General features: G+C 50.9%; 21 protein-coding genes. 11 read left to right on the top strand and 10 right to left on the bottom strand.

All coding sequences use genetic code 11. From position 1 onward, the window contains the following. Positions 1–2: 2 nt before the first annotated feature. From ABD028_RS18120 to ABD028_RS18105, 4 genes are all read right to left on the bottom strand, one after another. On the bottom strand, positions 3–800 hold the full coding sequence (locus tag ABD028_RS18120; RefSeq protein WP_343846810.1) for an outer membrane lipoprotein-sorting protein: 798 nt from the start codon (positions 798–800) through the stop codon (positions 3–5). Then, positions 766–3,099, bottom strand: coding sequence for an efflux RND transporter permease subunit (locus ABD028_RS18115; protein WP_343846808.1), 2,334 nt, complete (start codon positions 3,097–3,099; stop codon positions 766–768). Before ABD028_RS18115 ends, ABD028_RS18120 begins: the two co-directional genes overlap by 35 nt. A 13-nt stretch (positions 3,100–3,112) precedes the next feature. Then, positions 3,113–3,907 (bottom strand): TetR/AcrR family transcriptional regulator, encoded by a 795-nt coding sequence (locus tag ABD028_RS18110; protein ID WP_343846806.1) that lies wholly within the window; start codon positions 3,905–3,907, stop codon positions 3,113–3,115. Positions 3,908–4,161: 254 nt separating this feature from the next. Then, positions 4,162–5,550: a S41 family peptidase gene (locus ABD028_RS18105; RefSeq protein WP_343846804.1), complete on the bottom strand. Its 1,389-nt coding sequence runs from the start codon at positions 5,548–5,550 to the stop codon at positions 4,162–4,164. Positions 5,551–5,821: 271 nt separating this feature from the next. Between ABD028_RS18105 and ABD028_RS18100 the strand changes: the two genes are divergently transcribed. The 5 genes from ABD028_RS18100 to ABD028_RS18080 all read left to right on the top strand — a co-directional run bounded on the left by ABD028_RS18100 (position 5,822) and on the right by ABD028_RS18080 (position 9,156). Continuing rightward, positions 5,822–5,989: a hypothetical protein gene (locus ABD028_RS18100; RefSeq protein ID WP_343846803.1), complete on the top strand. Its 168-nt coding sequence runs from the start codon at positions 5,822–5,824 to the stop codon at positions 5,987–5,989. A 132-nt stretch (positions 5,990–6,121) separates the two neighbouring features. Beyond that, the gene (locus tag ABD028_RS18095; RefSeq protein ID WP_102798222.1) at positions 6,122–6,700 is read left to right on the top strand and encodes a thymidine kinase; all 579 of its coding nucleotides are present in this window, start codon (positions 6,122–6,124) and stop codon (positions 6,698–6,700) included. 3 nt (positions 6,701–6,703) lie between these two features. Beyond that, positions 6,704–7,306: a LysE family translocator gene (locus ABD028_RS18090; protein WP_343846801.1), complete on the top strand. Its 603-nt coding sequence runs from the start codon at positions 6,704–6,706 to the stop codon at positions 7,304–7,306. A gap of 67 nt (positions 7,307–7,373) precedes the next feature. Beyond that, a complete protein-coding gene (locus tag ABD028_RS18085) occupies positions 7,374–8,540 on the top strand; it encodes a benzoate/H(+) symporter BenE family transporter (protein WP_343846799.1) in 1,167 nt (388 codons plus the stop codon). Positions 8,541–8,550: 10 nt separating this feature from the next. After that, a complete protein-coding gene (locus ABD028_RS18080) occupies positions 8,551–9,156 on the top strand; it encodes a GntR family transcriptional regulator (protein WP_343846797.1) in 606 nt (201 codons plus the stop codon). A 25-nt stretch (positions 9,157–9,181) separates the two neighbouring features. Here the strand turns inward: ABD028_RS18080 and ABD028_RS18075 are convergent, their stop codons facing one another. Further along, positions 9,182–10,942, bottom strand: coding sequence for a monovalent cation:proton antiporter-2 (CPA2) family protein (locus ABD028_RS18075; RefSeq protein WP_343846795.1), 1,761 nt, complete (start codon positions 10,940–10,942; stop codon positions 9,182–9,184). Between the two features lie 151 nt (positions 10,943–11,093). Here ABD028_RS18075 and ABD028_RS18070 point away from each other — a divergent pair, with 151 nt between their 5' ends. Next, positions 11,094–13,025 (top strand): alpha/beta hydrolase family protein, encoded by a 1,932-nt coding sequence (locus tag ABD028_RS18070; RefSeq protein WP_343846793.1) that lies wholly within the window; start codon positions 11,094–11,096, stop codon positions 13,023–13,025. Between the two features lie 98 nt (positions 13,026–13,123). Further along, positions 13,124–14,608, top strand: a complete 1,485-nt coding sequence (gene dgt / locus ABD028_RS18065; RefSeq protein WP_343847153.1) for a dGTPase — start codon at positions 13,124–13,126, stop codon at positions 14,606–14,608. 48 nt (positions 14,609–14,656) lie between these two features. Here the strand turns inward: dgt and ABD028_RS18060 are convergent, their stop codons facing one another. Continuing rightward, positions 14,657–14,833, bottom strand: a complete 177-nt coding sequence (locus ABD028_RS18060) for a hypothetical protein (RefSeq protein ID WP_343846791.1) — start codon at positions 14,831–14,833, stop codon at positions 14,657–14,659. Positions 14,834–14,857: 24 nt separating this feature from the next. Then, entirely contained in the window at positions 14,858–15,526 is a 669-nt protein-coding gene (locus tag ABD028_RS18055; RefSeq protein ID WP_343846789.1) for a hypothetical protein, read from the bottom strand. A gap of 469 nt (positions 15,527–15,995) precedes the next feature. On the opposite strand from ABD028_RS18055, the gene ABD028_RS18050 reads away from it, so the two are divergent. The 4 genes from ABD028_RS18050 to ABD028_RS18035 all read left to right on the top strand — a co-directional run bounded on the left by ABD028_RS18050 (position 15,996) and on the right by ABD028_RS18035 (position 20,141). Then, positions 15,996–17,060: a helix-turn-helix domain-containing protein gene (locus tag ABD028_RS18050; RefSeq protein ID WP_343846787.1), complete on the top strand. Its 1,065-nt coding sequence runs from the start codon at positions 15,996–15,998 to the stop codon at positions 17,058–17,060. 162 nt (positions 17,061–17,222) lie between these two features. Further along, the gene (locus ABD028_RS18045; RefSeq protein ID WP_343846785.1) at positions 17,223–17,786 is read left to right on the top strand and encodes a LemA family protein; all 564 of its coding nucleotides are present in this window, start codon (positions 17,223–17,225) and stop codon (positions 17,784–17,786) included. 9 nt (positions 17,787–17,795) lie between these two features. Next, positions 17,796–18,785: a DUF3137 domain-containing protein gene (locus ABD028_RS18040; RefSeq protein ID WP_343846784.1), complete on the top strand. Its 990-nt coding sequence runs from the start codon at positions 17,796–17,798 to the stop codon at positions 18,783–18,785. A gap of 552 nt (positions 18,786–19,337) precedes the next feature. After that, entirely contained in the window at positions 19,338–20,141 is an 804-nt protein-coding gene (locus tag ABD028_RS18035) for a class I SAM-dependent methyltransferase (protein ID WP_102798210.1), read from the top strand. A 36-nt stretch (positions 20,142–20,177) separates the two neighbouring features. Here the strand turns inward: ABD028_RS18035 and ABD028_RS18030 are convergent, their stop codons facing one another. From ABD028_RS18030 to ABD028_RS18020, 3 genes are read right to left on the bottom strand one after another with little or no spacing between them, the layout of a single operon-like run. Continuing rightward, positions 20,178–21,302 carry an ABC transporter permease gene (locus tag ABD028_RS18030; RefSeq protein WP_343846782.1) on the bottom strand — a complete coding sequence of 375 codons (1,125 nt, stop codon included), beginning with the start codon at positions 21,300–21,302 and terminating at the stop codon, positions 20,178–20,180. A 2-nt stretch (positions 21,303–21,304) separates the two neighbouring features. Next, complete coding sequence (gene rbbA / locus ABD028_RS18025; protein WP_343846780.1) at positions 21,305–24,049, bottom strand: ribosome-associated ATPase/putative transporter RbbA; 2,745 nt, start codon at positions 24,047–24,049, stop codon at positions 21,305–21,307. Then, positions 24,046–25,017 carry an HlyD family secretion protein gene (locus ABD028_RS18020; RefSeq protein WP_343846778.1) on the bottom strand — a complete coding sequence of 324 codons (972 nt, stop codon included), beginning with the start codon at positions 25,015–25,017 and terminating at the stop codon, positions 24,046–24,048. The genes rbbA and ABD028_RS18020 overlap by 4 nt, the downstream gene beginning before the upstream one ends. Positions 25,018–25,266 lie beyond the last annotated feature (249 nt).

Genomic DNA, 25,266 nt, shown 5'->3' with positions numbered 1-25,266 from the left:
TCCTATCTGGCGCGCTTCAGCGCCGCCTGGCTGAAATCATCTTCTGTCAGACCGGTGCGAAAATTCAGTTCATGGGTCACCAGGTCGGTGCTTTTTCTGGTTTGATGATTCTGCATGGACAGCTTCATGGGCCGCCAGTACTTATCCAGATACAACTTAAAGTCATGCATGGTCAGGGTTTTCAACAGGCTGTTCTTACGGTCATAAAATTCCACCTTGTGAGCTCTGTAGTGCTCTTTGTCTAACCAGGTAACCAGTCGGGTATAACCTGAATGTTCATAGGCCGGAATCTGCTCCACCACAAAACAATCCTGATCATGACACTTTTCATCACGCAGGTATTTGTAGCTGAACTTCTCCACCTCAAAAGAACTCAGATCTTCAAAGGCAAATTCACTGCCCATAAAAGGTCCTGACTTATTCTTCGAAGCAATACGCTTTACCCGTTTCAACGCAGGCAGGTACATCCATTGCTCGTCAGGCTCCACCGCATGGGAGTAATTTAAAAAGGCCGTGCCTTTCACATCCGCTGGCTGATCAAAAATAGTCAGGCCCTTGTCACCGTCGTCCTGCATTTCCAGCGTCAGTAAACGCATGCGCCTTTCGATTTCCTGCCGGTTGGCGGTACGCAGGATCATACTGGCCTCAGCCTGACTGTTCTGCCAGCCCAAATCCCGGCTTTTTCGCTCTTTGGCAATGGCCAGGCCTTTTTCTTCGGCGCTTTGAGCCTGTACCTGAGCCACCACCAACAGGCTGAGTAGTGCACTAATGAGCAGTTTGCAGCTTTTTGTCCGTATCATCCGCGTTATCCTCTGTGTTTGTTTTTTGCTTATCGAAAACCATCAGGAAGGCTGGCAGAAACAGGAAATCCACCGCCAGCGCCACCAGAATAATAATGCCGGTGAGCATACCCATATCGGCGTTTAAGGCAAAGCTGGACATCGCCAACACTGAAAAACCCATCACCAGTACCAGGGTGGTGATCCACAATGCCCGACCCACACTGGTAAAAGCATAGCGCACGGCCTGCTCGGCATTGGCCCCTTCTCCGCGGGCATGTCGATATTTACTCAGGAAGTGCACAGTATCATCAACGATAATGCCCAGTGCCATACTCATGACTACCGACAAACCCATGTTGATTTGCCCGGAATATAATCCCCAAATACCAAAACCAATTCCTGCAGGTAACAGGTTGGGTAACAAGCTGATGGCGCCCATACGCCAGGAGCGCAGGGCAAACACCAGTAGACCTGAGATCAGAATCAGCGCCAACACCGTGCCTTCAATCATACTGGCCATATTGCGCTCGCCAATATGAGCAAACATCAGTGACGGACTACCAGCAGTGACAGTGACCTGCGGCGCATGTTCTGCCATCCAGTCCCTGGCGTGGCGTTCAAACTCGGTAAATTCTTTACTGCCGAGATTTTTCAGTGTCGTCATCACACGAGTGGCCGACTTATCCAAATTGACCTGATTATTCAGGTCCAAACCAAAGGGCAGCGACATTTCATATAGCAACAGGTATTGGGCGGCCAACTCTCTCTCGGCCGGTAATTGGTAATAGCTGTCGTCATCCCCATGCATATTTTTATTTAAGCGCTTAAAGGTGTCACTGATGCTGCTGACATGATCAACTTCCGGCTGGGCCCTTAGCCAACGGGTAAAATCCTCGACCAATTGCAGATTGTCAGGTTTGTTCAGGGCCGAAGGCTCGGAAAAAAACAGGCCAAAATCCATGGTCGACATGCCACTGATATTATCCTGCTGAAAATCGGTGGACTGACGAAAGGCCGTCGATCTGTCAAAATACTTTGTGGCTTCATCGTTAATGTTGTTATTCAGGGTGGCCGCCACGGCGCCCAGGGTCAGCAATACCGACAGCGGCAACAAACTTTTATAATGATTGATTACCCATTCACCAAATGCCTCCATAGCACCGTCCTTGCCTTTTTGCTTGTTGCTTACCCGCATAGGCAATAACAACAACAGGGCGGGCAGCAAGGTGACAGAAAACAGAAATGCCAGCATCACGCCAATGGCTGTCAGATTTCCCAGATCTGCCAGAATCGGCACATCTGAAAAATTCATGGTTAAGAAGCCAATGGATGTAGTCACGCTGGTGATAAAAATAGGCATCAGGTTCAGTTCCATGGCGTAGCGGATGGCGTCAGCCTTGTCCTTACCCTGACGCAGAGCATACAGCATGGAAGAAATAACATGCACGCAATCTGCCACCGCCAGTGTCATCACTAACGTCGGCACATTCACTGTGGCCGTGCTTAAAAACATGCCCATCCAGCCAGCCATGCCCATAGTGGCGACAATGGCGGTAATAATCACAACAACAGTGGACAAGGTTCCGGTGAAAGAGCGCAGTAATAACCATAGCACCAGCACAATAACCACAAACATCATAGGCACCAGGGTCTCGGCATCATGTTGCGCTTCTGACGCAAAGGCATTGTTCATAAACACCACGCCAGTGTGATAGAAACTATGCCCAGGATATTTTTGCCCCATGCGCTCGGTCAGTGCCAAAACTTGCTGGCTAATTTCCTGTACAGCCTGAGTTTGGTCGGCATCAGGCAATTGCACAGTAATGTTCAGCATGGTCACATGGCCTTTTGGGGAAATGGCTTTGTCCAGCAAATTCGGTTCAGATAAGGCTACGGCTTTGGCCGCGCGGATCTGCGCTGGGCTCATAGAGGCGGGATCCAGAAACAAATCCTCGACCAGCAACTCGTCTTCTTCGGCCGAGGTGTGCTGAAAATTGGCAATGGAGTCAACCCGGGTCGAATAAGGGATTTGCCAGGCCGCATCGGTCAGTTCCCGAACCAGCAATAAGGTATCAGGTTGGAACACATCGTCACTGTCGGGGGCGACAACAATACTGGCACTGTCACTCTTAGTGAAGATGCGTTGCAACTCCTCATAGTCCAGCATCTGTGGATTTTCCGGAGCAAAAAACACCTTGTAGTCGCCGCGAAAATACAAATCCTTGGCACCAAAACCCGCCGCCAGTATTAACAACATCCCCACTAACAGAGTCAGCCAGGGCCGCAGCAATATGGTACTCAACCAGATTGTTCTCATTTGCTTATCCTCACTATGCCTGTTCAGGCTTATTTAGCTGCAGGGTTCTGAGCTCATCGGCAAACAACTCCTTGCCAATCCGTTGCCAGCTTCCCTGGTAATTCCATTGGCTGCTAAGCGGTGTCCATTGCATACCGTCCAGCAGCAGGTTGGTGTTAAACAACAACGCCTGCTGTGCATCCAGCCCCTTAATCAATTGTGAGGTACTGGCAGCCTGCAACAAGGCATTGGTGCCAAAAGCCGTGGCCCAGGCAGCAAAACTAAAGGCTTCAAAAGGCAGGCTGGTTGGCTTGGGTAGATCACCACTGTCAACTGCAGCAGCAAACAGGCTGTTGCAGGTGTCTGACAGCTGCATTTCCAGCGCCAGTTGGCCTTCCAGCCGCGCAGGGGATGCCCGCTCTGCCACCGCCGGGGTTTTGGCTATCAGCACACAATAAAACAGCGTGGGGTTTAACACTGCATGCAACCAGTAGGCAAAACAGACCGCCAATACCCGTTCCCTGCCGTTGCCGTCAAAGGTAATGGCACGGGCAAACAGTTCCAGTTCAAGGGTCATACATTTGCTGCACAATGCGCAAATCAGATCCTCTTTACTGGAGAAATGGTTGTATACCGTGCCTTTGGAATAATCACAGGCTGCCACCAGCTTATCCATGGTCAGACCGCTGAAGCCGTGCTCCTCCATCAGTTTTTCCGCCAGGCACAACAGTTCCTGCTCACGCTCTGCAATGGCCTGCTGGCGTTTGTTTTTGAATTTTTTAAACAGACAACGCTCGTTGTCTTTATTGCAACTTAATCTGAAATTCATTTTTTTGACGAATCGTCAACTTGACGAATCGTCATAATAGATCGTTTTGCGTGCAATGCAAGAGGGATTTTTTGCTGAACGTGTGGCGTGTGGCGTGTGGCGTGTGGCGTGTGGCGTGTGGCGTGTGGCGTGTGGCGTGTGGCAAGCCATTAGAGCTTGGCGATAAACGGTTTACAACATGCTGTATACATTGGCATAAGCAACCAAAGTCTTTACACGAACTGCCTCACCAGGCCACTGAATAGCTCAGGGGACTATTGTGTGTTTTGCAGATGCCTCAGCGCTGCCTCCAATACTTTATCCTGACCATTTTCAAGATCGCCTTTGCTATTGCTGATTTCCATATCCGGTTGAATACCCTGCTCGTCATAACTGTTCCCCTTGGCATCCAGATACCTTTCATTTGGCAGGCCGAACAACCAGCCGTTAGGCAATGTGCGCGGCAAAATATCTGAAAACACGCCGCGGGTTCGCTGACCGATACGCACCACCTTGGGACTTCGTTGCATCAGCGCCATGGCGAATGCTTCGGCAGAACTGATACTCTGGTAACTGGTTAACAAGGCAATATTGCCATTAAAACCAGGCAGACCATTTGTCGCCACCAAAATGGCTTCCGGTTCAGTCCAGGCGTTACTAGCAGCAAAATCTACCGCTGCCTGTTTTCTGTAGGCAATATAGGTGTGCTGGGCGAAGCGCTGTGCTAGTTGAATCGCCAGGCGACCGGAACCGCCGCTGTTATCGCGAAGATCAATCACCAGCGCGCTAAATTTGATGTCAGTGAAGATAGTATCAAGTGCCTGACCAAAGCCGGACTCATCGTCCGCAAATTGGCCCGTTTCACTGCACCCTGAAAATGCCTTCACTCTTAAATAGCCAACATTACCCGGCAACAAGGCGAATCCCAGCCGGTCCTGGCAAAATGACACAAGTGGCTGCATCAGGTAATTGGCTTCGACATTGGCAAAAGCTTTATCAATGTGATCATAAGCACTTTCATCTGACAGACGGCCTTCGCCAAAGAAGTACTGTTCCAGATTGGCCGCCACGATTGCCACATGCGAATCGTAAAGCGGTTCTACCAGGGAAACCAACTGCCCGAATAACTCTGTATCAGTTGTATTCCCTTGGGGTAACGCCACCTGACTAAACGTCGCCCAATCTGTGTCCTTTTCAACAAAGAAAGGGTAATGTTCTTTAAAGGTCTGCAGAAAGACCTTCAAGCTAAAATCAGCGGAGTTGTCCTTGGGGTGGTTGCACAGTGCGGGCAACGTTTTAAGACGCTGAGCCCGCATAGTGGCGGCGGTATCAGTGCGGTGAAATACAACCTCATCAGGACTGTCAGTGTGAGCGATTTCCATCTCGGCATTAATAAAACCGTCAATTTTCACCGCAAAGCTGGCACGCTGTGAAAGCGATGAATCCAGTTTAATGGCACTGGCCTGCAGGCCACTTTCGACACAACTGACAGCTGTCAGTTCATAAATGGCGACATTGGGAAAGTCCACATCAAATACATAACCATACCCCGACGTCTGCCAGGTTCCATTGATATCAATGGGTGTAGCACGGTCAGCAGCACAAGAGGTTGAAGCAAGTAATGTCTGGGCAAAAATGGCGATAAACAGATTCTTAAGATGCATGGCAAGGTCTTATTATTGGAGATTGGCAACCGATAGCACGCATCATTAGCAATGCTAAATAGCTTTTCCAAACTATCAATCCCCTAAGGAAGGGAGCTCAGTGTAGAGTTTGCATTCTAAGGGAATGTTTTGTCCACTGTCGAGCTCACCACAACGGCAAAGTATTACCATACCCATAACGCATACCCTTAGTATAAATTGCATACTCTGCTATATACCTATTTGGGTTAGTATTTACTTCCCTGAGATGACCATTAGACGTGAGCTTGCCATGAAATCTGGTGCCAATAACGAAAAACCACAAAAGACTGCAGAAAAAGCCCCCAGTGCATATAGTATTGTTCTGAAGCAATTGGGCCTGTTGTATTCCGGCAATAGCAAAGACACGGCCAGGCCAGTCAGCGCTGATAGCCGCCGTTTTGTACGCAGCGGCAACTGACTGGCCAAATCCAACAGCAATTCGCCAGTCTTCTATTAACCTATCCCCCATAGTAAGCACCATGCCAAAGTGACTTTCAGGGCAACTGACGGCACAATAGCGGTCCTTTATCTGCCCGGTGTACTGAGAGTTATGGCGCAACTGTATTTTTACTATTCGGCAATGAATGCCGGTAAATCCACCTCTCTGTTGCAGTCCGCCTACAACTACAAAGAGCGGGGCATGCATGTGGTGTTGTTTACCGCCGCACTGGACGACCGTTTTGGCACAGGCGTGGTGGCCTCGCGAATTGGTTTGCAGGCCGAAGCGCAATTGTTCGGCCAGGACAGCCATCTGCTTGAACAAATCAATAAGCTCAACCGCCAACAGCGCATTGACTGCGTGTTTATAGACGAAGCCCAGTTTTTAACCAAAGAGCAGGTTAAACAGCTGACCTTTGTGGTGGACGAGCTCAACATTCCGGTGCTGGCTTATGGCTTGCGCACCGACTTTGCCGGTGAAACCTTCGAAGGCAGCCATTACCTGCTGGCCTGGGCCGACAAACTGGTAGAACTGAAAACCGTTTGTCACTGTGGTCGCAAGGCCAACTTTGTGGTACGTATGGATGAGCAGGGTCAGGCAGTCAAACAAGGGGCACAGGTGGATGTAGGCGGCAATGACAAATATGTTTCCATGTGCCGCTTGCACTTTAAACAGTTGGTATGGGAGTAACAGATGGAATACGCCGCGTTATTGCTGTTTGTGGTGTCAGCGTCCGTCACCCCCGGCCCCAATAATCTGATGATAATGGCATCGGGCCTGAATCATGGTATCAAACGCAGTATTCCGCATCTGCTGGGCATAGATCTTGGCTTTACCCTGATGGTAGTGGCGGTTGGCCTGGGTATGGCAGGCATTTTCAGCGCCTTTCCGCGTCTGCATGATGTGCTGAAAGTTATCGGCACCCTGTATCTGTTATGGCTGGCCTGGAAAATTGCTTCGGCACCGGTCGGCGGTATAAAGCTTAAAGAGCGCAAACCCTTTAGTTTTATGCAGGCGGCGCTATTTCAGTGGGTTAACCCTAAGGCCTGGATCATGATTGTGGGGGCGGTTGCCACTTATACCTCAGCAGGCAACGACTACACCTGGCAGGTGATGTTTATTGCCCTGAGCTTTTTACTGCTCGGCACGCCTTGCACAATCGCCTGGCTGCTGTTTGGCACCAGTTTAAAACGCTTTATTAATACGCCGGGCAATCTACGCATATTTAATATCAGTATGGCACTGTTGTTAGTCGCATCCCTGCTGCCAGGGTTGTTGGACTTGATCACAGCATAAACAGCGCTTGCATTAGTGATAGTTTACGCCAAAATAAAATGTATACATTTTTTATAAGGTATACATTATGAGCTCCTGGCGTCAGGATCTAAGCTTGTCGGCGGTCAGCGCCGGACTGGTGGCAGTATTAGTAGGGTTCGCCAGTTCTGTTGCCATTGTCTTTCAGGCTGCGCAAGCGGCCGGGGCCGATCAGGCCATGATGGTATCCTGGATTTTTGCCCTGGGGTTGGGCATGGGGCTGACCTGTATTGGCTTTTCCTGGTATTACAAAGCCCCGGTGATTACCGCCTGGTCCACCCCCGGCGCCGCCCTGTTGGCTACCAGTCTGCTTGGCGTACCTATTACCCAGGCCATTGGCGCCTTTCTGTTTAGTGCCCTGTTAACCTTACTACTTGGACTATCTGGCGGCTTTGACCGGTTGATGCGACGTATTCCCACCAGTATTGCCAGTGCGATGCTGGCCGGTATTCTGCTGCAATTCGGTCTGTCAGTATTTTTGTCCTTGCAGAGTGAGCCCTGGTTAGTGGGTTTAATGCTGGCCACCTACCTGCTGGGTAAACGCTGGTTGCCCCGTTATACCATTATACTGGTATTGGCCGTGGGCCTGACGGCCAGTCTGGTACTGAATAAAATGGATCTGAACGCGCTCAACCTGAGTCTTAGCCAGCCGGTGCTGGTATGGCCGGAATTTGATTTTGGCGTATTACTGGGAGTTGGACTGCCGCTGTTTATTGTCACCATGACATCGCAAAATATCCCTGGCGTGGCAACGCTACGGGCCAGTGGCTACGAGCAGGTCCCGGTATCACCGGTACTGACGGGGACCGGGATCACAGCCTTGCTGCTGGCACCTTTTGGCGGCTTCGCCTTTAATCTGGCGGCCATTACCGCAGCCATTTGTACCGGTCCTGAATCGCATCCGGATAGCAAAAAACGCTATATTGCCGGGCTGTCGGCTGGCTTCTTTTACGTTCTGGCCGGTCTTGGCGGCGCTTCAGTGGTGGCACTTTTTACCGCCCTGCCGACAGCGCTGGTCGCCAGTCTGGCCGGTTTAGCACTTGTTGGCACTATTGGTGCCAGTTTATCGGCTGCGGTGGCCGAGGTGCAGGAACGTGACGCCGCCCTGATTTGCTTTTTGCTAACCGCATCGGGCGTTAGTTTCTTTGGTATTGGCGCGGCATTCTGGGGGCTGGTTGGCGGCATGCTGACCCTGCTACTAACAAGAGCGCGTTGACCTTTTGAGTATGTATCACAAACTTAAAGCAGATTTGCAGGCCGGACGTTTTGCCCCCGGCACGGTGCTCAAGCAAAAAGCCCTGGCCGAGCAGTATCAGGTCAGCCGTATCCCGGTGCGCGATGCCATTTTACGCCTCAAGAATGAAGGCTGGCTGGCCGACCATGGTAAATGCGGGGTGGCGGTACCGGAGTTTGACGCCAACGAGGTAGAGGATATCTACCTGATGAGAATGCGCCTGGAGCCCTTGTTACAGGAGTTGGCCATGGCCAACCTGAATGCCGAAATACTCGGCCGGGCCGAGGATATACTGATAAAAATGGCGTCCGACGGGCTGACAGCGGCGGACATCGGTGAGTTGAACTGGCAATTTCATGCCTGCATTTTTCGCGCAGCAGCCCGCCCCACCTTGTTCAGTATGGTTGAGCATCTGCATCGCCAGTGTCAGCGCTATATCGGCTACCAGTCTCTTAGCCTCAACTATCAATCCCGCAGTCAGGCCGAGCACCATGCACTGCTAAACGCCTTGCGCAAAGGCGATGCAGCCCTGGCCAGTCAACTGCTAAGCGAGCATATCAGCGAAGCTGGTCAGGCTCTGGTGCGTTTTCTGCGCTGAAACGCACATTTCCGCGCCGGTTGATTTAGCGGCCAATATCCTCACTGTCCTGCCTGAACAGCGATTCCAGTTGTGCCCTGCCCTGCTTGCTGCGTTCAATCAGGGCGTCCATGTCATCCAGCTCTTCCAGGGTACCGGCCAGCAAGGTTTCGTCGTGCTTGCGAAACACCTGCACCAGATAATCAGCACGGGCACTGGACATACCATAGGCTTTGAGCAGCATATTGGCCGCTTCCAGGCTGCCTGAATACACCTCACGTACCACCTCAGTCACCCCCAACCGGTGCAGATTACGCACCGTCATGCGGTTATGGGCACGGGCGATAATATGCAGGTGAGGGAAATGCTCGCGGGCCAGCTCGGCAATTTTAACTACCTCTGTTTCGCGGTTTACTGCAATCAACAGCACCTTGGCCTGCTCAATGCCCGCCGCCTTAAGTAAATCCAGACGGGTGGCATCCCCATAAAACACTTTGTTGCCAAAGCGCTGCACAAAGGCGATATGTTCGGCGTCTTTGTCCAGCGCAGTAAAGGCAATCTGATTAGCGGTCAGGATCCTGGCGCTCATTTGTCCGAAGCGGCCAAAACCGGCAATCACCACCTGCGGCTCTTCCACGCTGGTTGCGCTGTCATACACCGGCGGACATTGGCGGCTGTTTACCCAGCGGCTGTACAGAATCACTACTGGCGAGGTGAGCGCCATAGAAATGCCAACAATCAGGCTGACCTGACTGGCCAGCGCCGGCGCCAGCAAACCATTTCCCGCCGCACTGGTCATAACCACAAAGGCAAACTCACCGCCCTGGGACAGCATTAATGCCACCCGCACGGCATCGCCTTTTTTCTGTCCGGCCAGCATCAGCAGCAGGCCGATAATCAGGGTTTTCACCGCCACCAGCCCCAGACTGGCAGCCAGGATAAAGCCGGGATTGTCCAGCAACAGTTGCAAATCCAGGTTCATGCCAATGGCGATAAAAAACAGCCCGAGCAGCAAGCCTTTAAAGGGCTCAATCTCGGTTTCAAGCTGATGACGAAAGCTGGAATTGGCCAGCAACATACCGGCCAGGAAGGCCCCCATGCCCATGGATAACCCGGCCTGCTCCATCACCAGCGCCGTGGCAATCACAATCAGCAGCGCCGCGGCCGTCATCACCTCTTCGCTGCCATAGCGCGACAACAGGCGTAAAAACGGGTTGAGCAGATAGCGGCCCACCAGCAACACAGCAACAATTGCCGACAAGCTCAGCCACCAGGGCGGCGCCGCGCCCTCACCGTTACCGGCCAGTCCTTCCACCAACAACAAGATGGGGATCACGGCCAGATCCTGCATCAGCAAAATGGCGAACCCCTGCTGACCCGGCGGCGTTTTCAGAATGCCTTGCTCGGCCATTAATTGAATGGCAAATGCGGTAGACGACAAGGCCAATGCCAGGCCAATGACCAACGAGGGTTGCCACTGCTGCTGTGCCAGCAGTATCAGGGCCCCGACCAGAATGGCGGCGGTTAACAGCAACTGACCACCGCCAGTCAGCACAACGGCCTTGCGCATAGACCAAAGCTTTTTCGGCTCCAGTTCCAGGCCAATCACAAACAACAGCAGAATCACTCCCAGTTCGGCTACATGCAGCACATGATCCGGGTCGTGAATAAGCCCCAGCACCGAGGGCCCAATTACCACGCCAGCCACCAGATAACCAAGAATGGCACCCAGCTTCAGTCGCTTAAATAAAGGTACGGCAATCACTGCCGCAATCAGGAAGATCAATCCAACGCCAAGTCCAGACATTAAGTACCTCATTGAACCCGTCTGCGCAAACGACTCAACGAGCGAGCCATCTGGACAGGACTCGTTAAAACGCTAGACCAAAAAACAAATGGGTTTAAAATCGCAGATTAAACGAGTTAAGAGTAATATTTTGCAAAGGAACATGCTATCTATGCGCATTGTTGTCTCCGCGTTATACCTTTTGTGTTTTGCCATCCCAACCTTCAGTTCAGAAACGACTGCCCCGGGTAAACTACCTCTGGAAGCTTTTGGCAGTCTGCCAGTGATTAGCAATGTAAAACTAGCCCCTGATGGGAAGCACGTAACCATGCTAAGAAATATGCAGGGAAATACCGTGCTACTCAGTTTGAATGTAAAAACGATGGATTCAAATGTACTAGCTACCACAGATAACCAGAAGTTCAAAATTAGCTGGTACGAATGGGCAAACAACGATGTTTTATTAATTGGAGCCAGATTTCCAGCCAAGCGACATGGTGTAAGCACTACCGAAACTCGACTTCTGAAAGTTAACATCAAGCAAGGAAGCAGTCTCGAGCCAGCGTTTAAAACCCGAGGGGCATATGCGTCGGATGATCATCAAAGCCAATTTCAAGATAACGTCATTAGTTTGTTACCACAAGATAATGAGCACTTCTTACTCGCTGTAGATGCGGACCTACCCAATCAACCCAACGTTTACAAACTGAGTCTTAACAACAACAAGCGGGAAAAGCTGCAACACGCCCGTGAAAACATTCGCGGTTGGTATGCTGACAGGCAAGGCAGAGTAAGAATTGGCTTAGGTTTGGATGAAGCCAGGGTCTTTTACATTCACAGAAATCTTCAAACAGGTGACTGGCAAACTTTGTGGGAATATCAGCTATTCGACGCGCCAGACATAGATATTTTAGGCTTTGATAAGAATCCAGACATACTCTACATCCGAGCCATTCACCAAGACAGATACGCCATATTTAAAGTGAATTTGCGAAGTGAATCGTTAGAGAAGGAACTGGTTTATGCAGACCACCGCTACGACATCGAAGGGCGCCTTATATACTCACGCAAAAGCGGCGAAGTTGTGGGCGTAACTCACGGCGAGGCCGACAATGGGCGGGTTTATTGGGATCAAAGTTATAAGAATTTTCAGCGCGCTCTGGACAAAGTCTTACCTAATGCAGCCAATATTATAATCAGCATGAGCGAAGATGAGCGCAAGTATGTGCTGCTTAGTTTCCAAGACAATAAACCTGGCATCTTTTATCTTGGCGATCGAGATCAAGGTAGTCTTGATGTCTTGTCGTCACAATACCCTTTACTTAAAGCAGATAATTTAGCAGGAAAGCGAAAAGTACAATACATTGCCAGGGATGGGCTAAAAATTGAAGCTTATTTGACCGAGCCACACTATCGAGCACCAGACCAGTTAATACCCGCCGTTATCCTGCCTCATGGTGGACCTATGGCCAGAGATTATGGTGGTTTTGACTGGCTCACTGAATTCCTCGTGAATCGCGGTTACCTGGTATTACAACCCAACTTCCGAGGTTCCTCAGGCTATGGTTTTGACTTTGAGCAGGCCTCGGTAAAAGGTTGGGGAAAAGAAATGCAGCATGACCTGCAAGATGCTGCTGCCTGGCTGATAAGCGAAAAACTCGCCGCCCCGGAAAGAGTTTGTCTGGTTGGTGCCAGCTATGGTGGTTATGCCGCCCTGATGGGACTGGCAACGCAAGGAGATACTTTTAAGTGCGCGGCAAGTATTAATGGGGTTACAGATTTAACCATGATCCTCAGTGATTCACGACGGTATACGAATCGAGAAGTGGTCAAAAAGCAGTTTGGTGATGACAGAAGCCAGTTAAAAGAAGTGTCTCCTCTTCATCTGGCAGATAAAATTTCCGCCCCGGTATTACTGATCCACGGTGAGGAGGACAGGGTTGTGCCAGTGAAACACAGCAGGGAGATGGCGGAAGAGCTGCAGGATCTGGACAAAAATGTTCGCTATGTAGAACTCCCTAAAGGTAACCACTACCTTGAAATTGAAGCGAATCGACTCACTACCTTACGAGAATTGGAAACCTTCCTTAGCACCTATCTATAACGGATAATCATGCCTGGCGATGGCTGACATGAATAAGTTAGCCATCGCTGGTGTAAAACAGGTAGCATTAGCATAAGTCCTGAATCTTACTCGTGCCCATGCCCATAGACTTTCGCCAAAAACTCAGCACCGCCCGCCCTTATAATAAAAACGGCGATAGCAGCCAATGGGATATCAGGAAACTGGAACGGGCGCTGGAAAGTGATCGCGGGCGTATTATACAGTCCGCCGCTATTCGCCGTTTGCAGCAAAAAACCCAGGTATTTCCACTGGAACGTAACGCCGCAGTACGCTCACGTCTGACCCATAGCCTGGAAGTGCAGCAAACCGGCCGTTTTTTAGTGCGAACCTTGTACGATAAGCTAGGCGACAGGGCAACCCATTATGGCCTGGATGGTTTAGAGCGGGCACTGGAATCCCTGGTAGAAATGGCCTGCCTGATGCACGATATTGGCAATCCACCCTTTGGTCATTTTGGCGAAGCGGCCATTACCAAATGGTTTCGCGATCACCTGGACAACCTGCCACTGTTCAAAAACGAGCCGGATTCAGAACTAAAGCAACGCATCCTGGCCGATCTGTCCAGCTTTGAAGGCAATGCCCAGGCCATTCGTTTGATTCACTCATTACTGGGCCTGAACCTGACCTATATGCAGGCCGCCTGTGTATTGAAATATACCCGCCCGGCCTTTGAAGCGAAACCGGGTAAAGACCAAGCCATGAGCTATCTGCGTAAAAAGCCGGGCTACTACCTGTCGGAGCAAGGTTTTGTGCAGGCGCTGCAAAACCAGTTGGCATTGGCACCCTATTGCCGCTACCCGCTGGCCTATTTGATGGAAGCGGCCGATGATATTTCTTATTGCCTGGCAGATATCGAAGACGGAGTGGAAAAAGGTCTGCTTAGCTATTCCCGTCTGACCGAGCTACTGATCGACGAATTTAATGGCGATCATGGTCTGGCCGACGTGGCCTTTCTACCCGGCCGTGAACCCAGAAGTTTTCGCCAGGTTATGAACTATGTGCTGAAACGCGCCGATGATGAGCCCCTGAACAAAGCCCATCAGTATTTTATGTGGCTGCGGGTCAGTTTGATTCACCCGCTGGTGCAGCACGGTGCCGATGCCTTTTTAGACAATATCGAGTCTATTTATGCCGGTGATTTTAACCGCGCCTTGCTGGAAGATGATTCACTGAATCATCGCTTGATCGAAACCTTTAAGAAAGTCGCTATTAAGCATATCTTCAGCGTCCCTGAGGTGGAAACCCTGGAACTGCAGGGCTATCGCATTATCAGCGAATTACTTAATCAGTATCGCCCCTTACTGGCCTTGTGCAGCGAAGACTTCCAGCAGGTGATTAGCGGCGGTCACCGTGACCTGCTGATTGAATCCCGTCTGGCCAAACGTTTGGCCAATAAGCATATCAGCGCCTACCAACTGGCGCTCAAAGACCTGCCAGACAATGCCGATTTAACCATATGGGAAGGTTATTATCGTTGCCGCCTGATCCAGGATATGGTCAGCGGTATGACCGACCAGTACGCCCTGGATGAATACCGGGAGCTACTGGCCCTTAGTGCTTAAACTGGAGTGAGGAAGAAACCCTCTCGCTGAGCAGCCTCGAGCAAACGGTTAACCCGGTTTTCTCAGGGCGGCAGGCCTTTTAAAAAATCGCTTAAAGCCTAACGAATACACCAGGGTTACAACAATGACGGTCACCACAGGCGTTATCAGCATATAGGCATTGCGTAAAATATCCGGCAATACATGGTTATTACCCATAAAGAATATAGGATGGAGTTCGGTCATATATTTCAGCCCTCTGGGTAGACCTTATCGACCAGGACGCAATGCCAAAGCTAACCAGATAAACCAGACAATTTGGCTTAACCCGAATAGTTCTTTTGTTTCTGGAATACTTGGAATTAATGTCAGAACGCCAAAGGTACCCACCACCACTCCCAGCATATGCAAACCTTTTGACATTATCTTATGCACTAATCCGCAAATGCTGGCCAGCAAAACCCATAACCCTCCAACGAGTTCAATGCCGCCACCCAGGCCATTTACAATAGTGTTATAGGTATAAAAAAGGGTCTCAGCCTGAAGTGGGGATTTTTTGAACAGGCTGACCATGGTATTCATTGCCACCAGCGCAATCATCCCGGATGCCATCATTAACACGACCCAGACAATACCGAATAAGCTGGCAGTATTTAACAAGCCCGAATTAGCTAATTGCATTTTATTATGCAATGCCTGCACAGAGATAAGTAATAGCCCTCCAAAAACCAGATACCCTACCAAGTAGGCAAGACTTATTAGTAATTGTTGCTCTGCAATATACTGAATTTTATCCGCTATGCTATCCGATGCAGGAAAAGACAGCAGCGCCCCAAACACAATAAACATAAAAATATAACACAGCGCCATCCCCATGGACGCAACGGCTCCTGTGCACTGTAGCGCGCGGTTAACAGAATTTTCTGTGTTGATAGTCATAAAACATGTTCTCCAGGTGGATTTAATAACGGTTTATTTCGACACAGAGTACCGGGCATGGCAGCAGAGTTCGTCTGCGCAACGTGGCGAGGACATAAAAGGGCCTGTCACCCTTAATTGCCCAATACCATAAAGTGCATATATTTGCGCACGGGCTTATGCAGATAAAGGTCAGGCCTATTGCTGCGGTATGCGCACAGAGAGGCCAGGCGCAGTATTGAAGGGCAGATGCGGGAACGGCCTCTTATTGCTGTCCTGGACAAGTGGTATGGACATATCAAGGTGGACTGTCATGTTAATGTCCGGCCGATTGCATCTATTGGTGCAGTTGAATATGTTAAGGTAGCCTCAGGCTTTGTGCAGAAGTAATTTTATGCTCGATTTATTTTTATCTTCTATGGCTTTAGCGATTGCCGCATTTTGCCTCTGTTTATTGTTGCCACAGCATAAAAATCACGCAAGCCGGCCATTGTCATTGATCCTTTTGTGTTTGATTTTTCTGGCCAGCGGCCCTGTGGTTTTCTCTGCACTTGCTGAGCTTAGACAACTTTATATTGCGGTGTTACCCATAGCCTTCTACGCCTTATTACCCAGTTTATGGTTATACCACGAAGCGTTAATAGCACAGGCGCCCTGGCAATGGACCAGCAAAGCCAATAAACATTTTCTAACCCTGCCTCAGGTAATCATCATCTCGCTGGTTATTTTTTTGTTACCCGAGCAGGACTTTAACAATATGTTCTTTTCGGATATTCCGGTTAATACCTCAATGGCAACGTTTTCCGCACTGAGTTTTTTTTCTTTGCTGCTTGTATGGTGCGTGCTTAGCCCGATTTATGTCATCGGTATATTTAAAAGAACACTGGATTATCATTCCCGTATTAAGCAAATGTATTCAAATGAACAAGGCAAGACCTTACGCTGGGTAAAAGGAATATCTTTGCTGTTGGTTTTTACCTGGGTATATGCGTTAGCCGTGCTGGCCTTAGAGAATCGTTACCAACAATATGGTGTTTCCGATACCGGGGTCTTCCTGCTGCTCCTTATTTTAGTCTGGCTGCTTGCAACCAACGGGCTTCGTCAGAAACCCGGCTTTGCCGAGGTTTTTCAAATTGAGTCGGACAATGCCGCAAAGGCCAGCACAGAAGAAAGTAAGGCCAAGTACCAGCGCTCTGCGCTCAATGCTGATGATTTCGAACGCATTGCAGCTAAACTGACACAGGCCATTTGCCAGGATGCTGTGCATCTGGATGCCGACCTGAATCTGCTTAAGCTGGCCAAACACATCGCTGTGCCTTCGCAATATATATCCCAGACTCTGAACCAGCATCTGAATATCAGTTTTTTTGATTTTATCAATCAGGCCCGTATTGAAGACGCGAAACCGCAACTCATTGACAGCAACAAGAGCGTGCTGGATATTGCCCTGGCGGTTGGCTTTAACGCCCGCTCATCCTTCTATAAGGCCTTTAATCAATCCACAGGTATGACGCCCGGTGAATACAAAAAGCGCTATAAAGTCAGGTCTGGGTGAGCTGACCTGAAGGGGCTGATGTTACAAACAGCGCAAGCCTGCACTCAAAGGCCAAACCTATAGTCGCTGAAAAGCTAAGGATAAAGGCTTAGAATCAGCAGCACAGGCAACCAAAGTACTTTGGTGGTTGTCTTTTTTTTATCCCTACCAGAGGTATAGCAAATGGAAAACTGGCTTATTTGGGTCATTCTTGCGGTTGTTGTGATTGCAGCAATCTCTGTTTATAACGGCCTGATTGGCAAGAAGAATCAGGTGGAAAATGCAGAAGCGTCCATTGATGTGATGCTAAAGAAACGCTTTGACCTGATCCCCAATATGGTGGAAAGCGTGAAAGCTTATATGCAACATGAAGCGTCACTGCTGAATGAACTAACCGCTCTGCGAGCCCAGGCGCAGTCCGGTGGCCTGCAGGGTGAACAGAAAGTGGCACTGGATAAACAAATGAATGCCGCCATGTCCCGTTTTAATATTGCGGTGGAAAACTACCCGGACTTAAAAGCCAGCGACAACTTCGTGATGTTGCAACGCACCATCAATGAAGTAGAAGAACAAATCTCTGCGGCCCGCCGCGCCTTTAATGCTGCGGTTACCGACCTGAACAACGCTATAGAAATGTTTCCATCCAATCTGTTTGCCAGCCGGATGAATCTGAAGCAGCGCGCTCTGTTTGAAATCCCTGCAACGCAAAGGGAAAACGTCAATGTCGGTCAGCTATTCGGCAGATAAGTGAACAACATGGATGTCACCCCAAGCCACTCTGCCAGGCAGGCAGAACTAAACACCCTGTTTTCAGGCCAGCTTAAAAGCCAGTTACAGGCGCTGGATTCCGTCAGACAACAGGCGGTCAAGCGCCTGTTTATCGGCTGTATTGTTGTGCCCCTGCTCGGTTTGCTGAGCTTTGCCTATGCTCAGGTGAATTATATGGGCCCTGAGCTTATCTTCTGGGTTGTCGGCATCAGTGCGATGTTGATGTACTGGCTTGTAGCCAGTAAGTGGTCAGCCTACCGACAAGGCTATAAAACGCAGGTCGTGGGCAAGTTACTCAGTACCTTTAATCGCAGCTTTAAGTACTCCCCCAGCGGCGAGATCTCATCGGTTAAGTACAAGGAAAGCGGCCTGTACCGACGCGCCTATGACAGATACCAGGGTGAAGACCATGTCACAGGTAAGCTGGGCAAAACACAGCTTGAATTTTCAGAGCTGCATACTCAGTACAAAACCACCACAACGGATTCCAAAGGTCGTACCCGAACCACCTGGCACACTATTTTTAAGGGCCTGTTTTTTGTCGCCGACGCCAATAAACACTTTAAGGGTAAAACCTATATTCTGCCCGACAGCACCGGCTTGTTTTCTGCCCTGGGCAAATCTTTAGGTAATCTGTTCGGCACCCGCGACGACAGGGTCGCTTTGGAAGATCCCGAGTTTGAGCGTTATTTTGAGGTTTACAGTAACGACCAGGTAGAAGCCCGCTACTTAATTTCCCCGGCCTTGATGCGACGGCTTCTGGCTTTCAGGTATGAAGCCGATGCCAGGGTGGCACTGTCTTTCGTCGGCGGTCAGTTATATATCGCGATTCCTACCCGCAAGGCCTATTTTGAACCTAAGTTGTTCAAACCTTCGGTCAATATGGACGTTATCGAAGAGATCTATCAGGATCTGGAATTTATTACCGGCATAGTGGAAGACCTGGATCTGAATACCCGCATCTGGACTAAGGAATAGAAATAACCACGGACAGAATCCTTTTGCCGCACAGACGCCGAAAAGAGCTTGTAAAATGACAACACCTGCAACCACTTTGTGTTCTCTGCGCCTCTGTGGTTTTTATGACTTTGTTCAGATCAATTTCACCACAGAGGCACAGAGGGCACTGAGAAATACAGGAGATTTTTCAATGTATGCTGTTGAAAACTCAGCGTTCTCTGCACCTCGGCGGTGCATCAAAAGCCTTCTCACGAATAACCTCTCACAAAGACGCAGAGTGAACAGAGAAATACGCCAAGGGTAATCATCCCCTTAGACAACTCTTTGTTCTCTGTGCCTCTGTGGTTTTTATGCTTTTTAGCAGAATACCGTCATCACAGAGGGTGCGGTGAAAACATTAAGACTTGGTGCGGATTCCCCTTACAACAACCCCGAGTTCTATTTGCTAAATATCCTGTTACAACTCAAATGCGTATTGATGAAAGTTTTCAAAGCCTGCATAGCTCTGTAAGCTGAACAGGTTTTTTTAAGCCGTAGTAAAATCAACAACAGCAACAAAGGAAAGTGACAATGAAAAAGCTTTTATGCGCGGTGAGCCTGGCCCTGGGTGTCAGTGGTTTCGCTATAGCCGACAGCCTGGATAATGCCATCAACAATGCTCAGCGTACGGCAGATTATCAGGCCCGAGACCAGTACCGTCATCCCAAACAAACCCTGGAATTCTTCGGAATTAAGCCGGATATGACCGTGGTGGAAGTGTCCCCAGGCGGTGGCTGGTATACAGAGATTCTGGCCCCTTATCTTAAAGACAGCGGTACTTACTATGCAGCCGGTTTTGACCCCGAGTCCGAGGTAAAGTACTACCAAAATGCCCACAAGCGTTTCAGCGAAAAGCTGGCGGCCAATCCCGAGATGTATGGCAATGTCAAAGTCAGCATTTTCCAGCCCCCACATAAGCTGGATATAGCCCCGGCCGGCAGCGCCGATATGGTGCTGACCTTTCGCAACGTACATAACTGGTATATGAACGGTGGCGAGGAAAACCTGCTGGCCAGCTTTAAGGCATTTGCCAAAGCCCTGAAACCCGGTGGCGTGTTAGGCGTGGTTGAACATCGCTTACCGGCCGACCGTCCGGAATCAGATCAGCAGCGCAGCGGCTATATGCATCAGGCTCTGGTGGTACGTATTGCCGAGCAAGCGGGCTTTACCCTGGCCGCTGAGTCAGATGTGAATGCCAACCCCAAAGACACCGCCGACCACCCCAAAGGCGTATGGACCTTACCCCCCAGTCTGCGTTTAGGTGACGAAGACAAAGCCAAATATCAGGCTATTGGGGAAAGTGACCGTATGACCCTCAAGTTTGTCAAAAAATAACTCTGGTAGCGCCGCGGTGCGGCGCCTTTTCAGGCACTAGCCCATACTGACAATGGCTTTACGAAAACGCGCCAGGGCTATAACAAAAAACACAAGGCCAATCGCCAGCAACACCATCAACAGTGGCCAGGCCAGCGGCCAGCCCGCCCCCCGGTACAATATATCCTGTGCCAGCGACACAAAGTGAGTGGATGGCGATACCTGCATAATCCAGCGCAGCCAGTCGGGCATGCTTTCCTGTGGCGTAGTGCCCCCTGAAAGCAGATACATCACCACCACCACCGGGATCACCAGTAAACCAAACTGCGCCATGGTGCGGGTCAGGGTACCGAGCATAATTCCCAGCGAGGTGACGGAAAACAGATACAAAGCCGTCGCCAGACTAAACAACAATACCGAGCCCTGGATGGGCACGGCCAAAAGCTGATGCACCACCAACGCCAGGGATAACAATGTCGCCACCAGGATCACCAGGCCGTTAGCCCAGACTTTAGCCAGCATAATCTCGGCCGGGGTGACCGGCATCACCAGCAGATGTTCAATAGTGCCATGTTCCCGTTCGCGGATCAGCGCCGCGCCGGTGAGGATAATCCCCAGCATAGTGACGCTGTTGATCACCTGCATAACCGAGTTAAACCAGGCCGAATCAGCATTAGGATTAAACAACTTGCGCACTTCCAAACGCACCGGCAGGCTGTCGGTATAATTCACACCGGGGGCCAGATATGCCAGGCTTTCAGCCTGAACAATCTGCTGAATATAGGTAGCCCCATTACCGGCCTGAGTCATCGCCGATGCGTCCACATTCAGTTGCACCTGAGGCTGCTTACCTTCAAGCACATCCCGTTCAAAGTCAGGCGGGAATACCAATACAAACACAAACTCGCCTTGCTCCAGCACCATATCCAGTTGCCGGGCGGAGATCTTCACCGCCGCTTGGAACTGCGGGGCCAGCAGGGCTGCGGCAATTTGCCGGGAAAGTGCTGAGTCATCTTCGTCCACCACCGCCACTGCGGCGTTGCGAACTTCAAAGTTCACGCCGGTGGCAACGGTGTACACCGCGATTGAGAAAATATAAAAGATCAGACCCAGAAGCACCGGATCGGCCTTCAGACTGAACAGCTCCTTTACCCCTAATTGCCAAACATGACGCCACTGCATCTTCAGCGCTCCTGCTTGTGCAAACCCAGCCAGGCCAGCCAGGTAAACAGTCCGATAAACCCAATCAGCGCTAACAGATTGGGCCACAGTTGCATAAATGACAGGGCCTTGGTAAAGCTGCCAATGCTGATTTGCTGAAACCAGGCAGAAGGAAACGCCAGCCCCAGATAGCGACCGGCCCCCTGCAACGAAGATACCGGGGTCAGCAGGCCGGAAAAATTGACGGCCGGTAAGATGCTTAGTACCGCCGCCGCAAACAGTGCAGCCACCTGAGTGCGGGTAAAAGATGACACCACCAACCCAAACCCCGTGGTAGCAGCCACATACAACAGTGCGCCTAAACTTAATACCCATAATGAGCCTTTCACCGGCACCTGGAAAACCAGCAGCGCCATCAACATCAGCAATATATAACTGACAAAGGCAATCAGCACATAGGGTGCCTGTTTACCCAGTAAAAACTCCAGACGCCGGGTGGGGGTGGACTGAAAATTAGCAATGGAGCCGGTTTCTTTCTCTCTGACAATGCCCAGCGCCGTCATCATGGCAGGAATTAGCGCCAGCATCAGCATCACCACGCCAGGCACAATAGCAAAGCGGCTTTCAAAAGCCTGATTGAAATGAAACCGGCTTTGTACTTGCACCGGCATACTCAGTCCGCCCGGTTGCGGCTGCCCGGCCTGCAAACGTTGCAACTCACCAAGCAGCACCGCGTTAAGATAACCTGTACTGGTTTCGGCTTTAAACGGCATAGCACCGTCAACCAGGGCAGCAATTTGGGGCCGCTGGCCTTGCATTAACTGCCGTCCAAACGCAGGCGGGATCTCCAGTAATAAACTCAGCTCACCGGTCCGCAGTTTATTTAAGCCATCCTCGTTATCTTTTGGTGCTGGCTGGCGGGCAAAGTAGCTGGAACCGTCCAGCCCTTCCAGCATCACCCGGCTCTCCCTGGACTGATCATAATCCACTACCGCGAAACGTAAGTTATCCACATCAAAAGAAATGCCGTAACCGAATGTCAGCATCAGCAATAACGGGCCCAGTAGAGCAAACAACAGGCGAATCGGGTCGCGACGGATTTCCAGGCTCTCACGCCAGGCATATGCCCACCAGCGTTGCAACGCACGATATCGTGGCGATGGCCGTTCAGGCTCCACCACCACGTTGTCTGGGCTTGTTTCATGCAAGCTGTGTTTTGCTTGCGTATTGGCCGCGTCCTGCAGGTAGGCAATAAAGGCCTGCTCCAGGTTGTTTGCCCGCCGGTTTGCCGTGAGTTCAGCCGGACTGCCCACCGCCAGCACCTTGCCTGCATGCATCAGGGAAATACGATCGCAGCGCAATGCTTCATTCATAAAGTGGGTGGAAACAAAGATGGTAACGCCCTGCTCTCGGGACAACCTCAGCAGTTGGCGCCAGAACTGATCACGGGCAATGGGATCTACCCCGGATGTGGGTTCATCCAGGATCAAGACCTGCGGCTCGTGTAATACGGCAACCGCCAGTTGCAGTCGCTGACGCATCCCCAGCGGCAAGCTTTGTGGTAAGCTGTGTTTTACCTGCAACAGCTCAAAATCCACCAGCAATTGTTCAATACGTTGCCTGGCGAAGTGGTCCTTCAGGCCGTATAAGCGGGCATGTAATTCCAGGTTATGCAACACCGATAGCTCGGCATACAGCGAAAAACTTTGCGACATATAGCCGACCTGTTTGCGGGTTTGCATATCTGCGGCATCTGGCAGGCGGCCAAACAGTCTCGCTTCGCCACTTGAGAATGGTAACAGGCCGGTCAACATTTTCATGGTCGTGGTCTTACCGCAACCATTGGAGCCGAGAAAACCAAATATCTCGCCCCGCTCGATACGAAACGACACTTTATCCACCGCCACAAAATCACCAAAGCGCCGAGTCAGATCCTTAGCTTCTATCGCAGGTGGCCCTTCATACTGGCCAGGCGGTGTAACCTGAACCGCCTGGTGATTGAGCCGCTTACTGTCCGGCAACAGAGCGATAAAAGCCTGCTCCAACTCCTGACTATGGGTTTGCTCCAGCAAGCTTGCCGGGCTACCGGTGGCAATCACCTTGCCGTCATCCATGGCCATCAGCCAGTCAAAACCCTGTGCTTCTTCCATATAAGCGGTGGCCACCAGCACACTCATTGCAGGTCGGCTAGCGCGGATTTCATCGATCAGTTGCCAGAACTGACGACGTGAAAGCGGGTCAACCCCCGTGGTAGGTTCATCCAGTACCAACAAATCCGGGTCATGAATAAGGGCACAGCACAAACCCAGCTTCTGTTTCATGCCACCGGACAATTTACCGGCAGGGCGGTCTAAAAAGGGCGCCAGGCCTGTCGCTTGCGTCAGGCGGGCGATACGTTGCTGACAGGCGGGGCGACTTAAGCCAAATAGTTGGGCAAAAAAAGCCAGGTTTTCCGCAACGCTTAAGGTCGGGTAGAGATTTTTGCCCAGTCCCTGCGGCATATAGGCAATTCGGGGTAATAACTGCCTGCGGGCCCGCGCATCGGCCATATTTTCGCCCAGTACCAGCAACTTTCCCTGCTGCAAGCGCTTAACACCGCAAATCAGCGCCAGCAAGGTGGATTTACCCACCCCATCCGGGCCGATTATGCCCACCATACAGCCGGCCGGAATCGACAAACTGACAGGTGCCAGCGCAGTTAGCTCACCATAGAGGTGGCCGACGTTGTGCAGGCGTACTACGTCGGTCAACTGTTGCAGTGCATTCATGGCAAGCTGATGGTCAGGCTGGCCGGCCACGGCGTATCTGCGCTGTCACGCACATAAGCCATGCCCCTTACCCCGGTCTTCACTTTTTCCTGATATTTGTCCAGCAGGGCTGGATCAATGGCCAGCTTAACCCGGAACATCAGGCTGTCACGGGCATCCCGGGTCTCGACTGATTTGGGGGTGAATTGTGCATCGGCGGCAATAAAGCTGACTTTGGCCGGCACCACGTAGTTAGGAATAGGATCCAAAATCAGACGCGCCTCTTCGTTCATCCCCAGCTTACCTACCACATCGGCTGGCAAAAACACCGTCATATACACATCGGATAAATCCAGCAGGGTCACCACCCTGCCACCAGCCGCCAGCACTTCACCGGCCTGCGCCAGTTTGTATTGCACCCGACCATTGCCCGGCGCACGGATTTGTGTGTCATCCAGCAGGCTTTGCAATTCCTGCTGCGCGGCTTTGGCTTCATTGACACTGGCCAGCAGACGTTCAGTACTGGCATTGGCCAGTTTCAATGCAGCAGAGGCAGAATCAAACTGGGCTTTGGCTTGATCAAGCTTATCCTGCGACAGCAGTTTTTTAGCTACCAACGCCTGAATGCGTTTGAGCTCTGATTGCGCCAGGGTCAGTTGACTTTGGCGTTGTTCGGCCCCGGCTTTGGCTTCCTCTACCGCCAGCATTGCCTGCTCGACCTTGGATTGTAATTCCGCCTGTTTGGCCAATAGCTGCTGGTTGTCCAGGCGGGCCAGCACGTCACCGCGATGCACCATCTGGCCTTCCTGCACCAGCACTTCTTCCACCCGGCCCGCCACTTTGGTGGCCACCTCAATTTGCGTGGCTTCCAACCTGCCATTGGTCGAGATAATACCCTGTGGCAACTGCGGCTGACTCCACCACCATATCCCGCCTGCTACCGCGGCGACTACCGCCATCAGCCCAAATATACGCGCTTTCGTTGCCATTTCATTCACTCCTTGATTTTTCTGGTTCACCCGATAAAGCCCAGGATAACAACATCATCCTGACGGCTTATTGATATCAAACAACCTTATGGTGCGAAATCCTTCTTTACTGGAACATGGTATTGCAAAACATGACGCTGGTACATTTCAACCTAGTGACGCCTGAACACCACGAAAATACATTCACCGCAGAGACGCGGAAAAGAACGTGTAGAGATAGCACAAAGTTTATTGGTCACCTTCTCTTTG

Source organism: Bowmanella denitrificans, from assembly GCF_039522935.1.
GTDB classification, from domain to species: Bacteria; Pseudomonadota; Gammaproteobacteria; order Enterobacterales; family Alteromonadaceae; genus Bowmanella; species Bowmanella denitrificans.
This window is presented reverse-complemented; position numbering and strand designations above follow the sequence as displayed.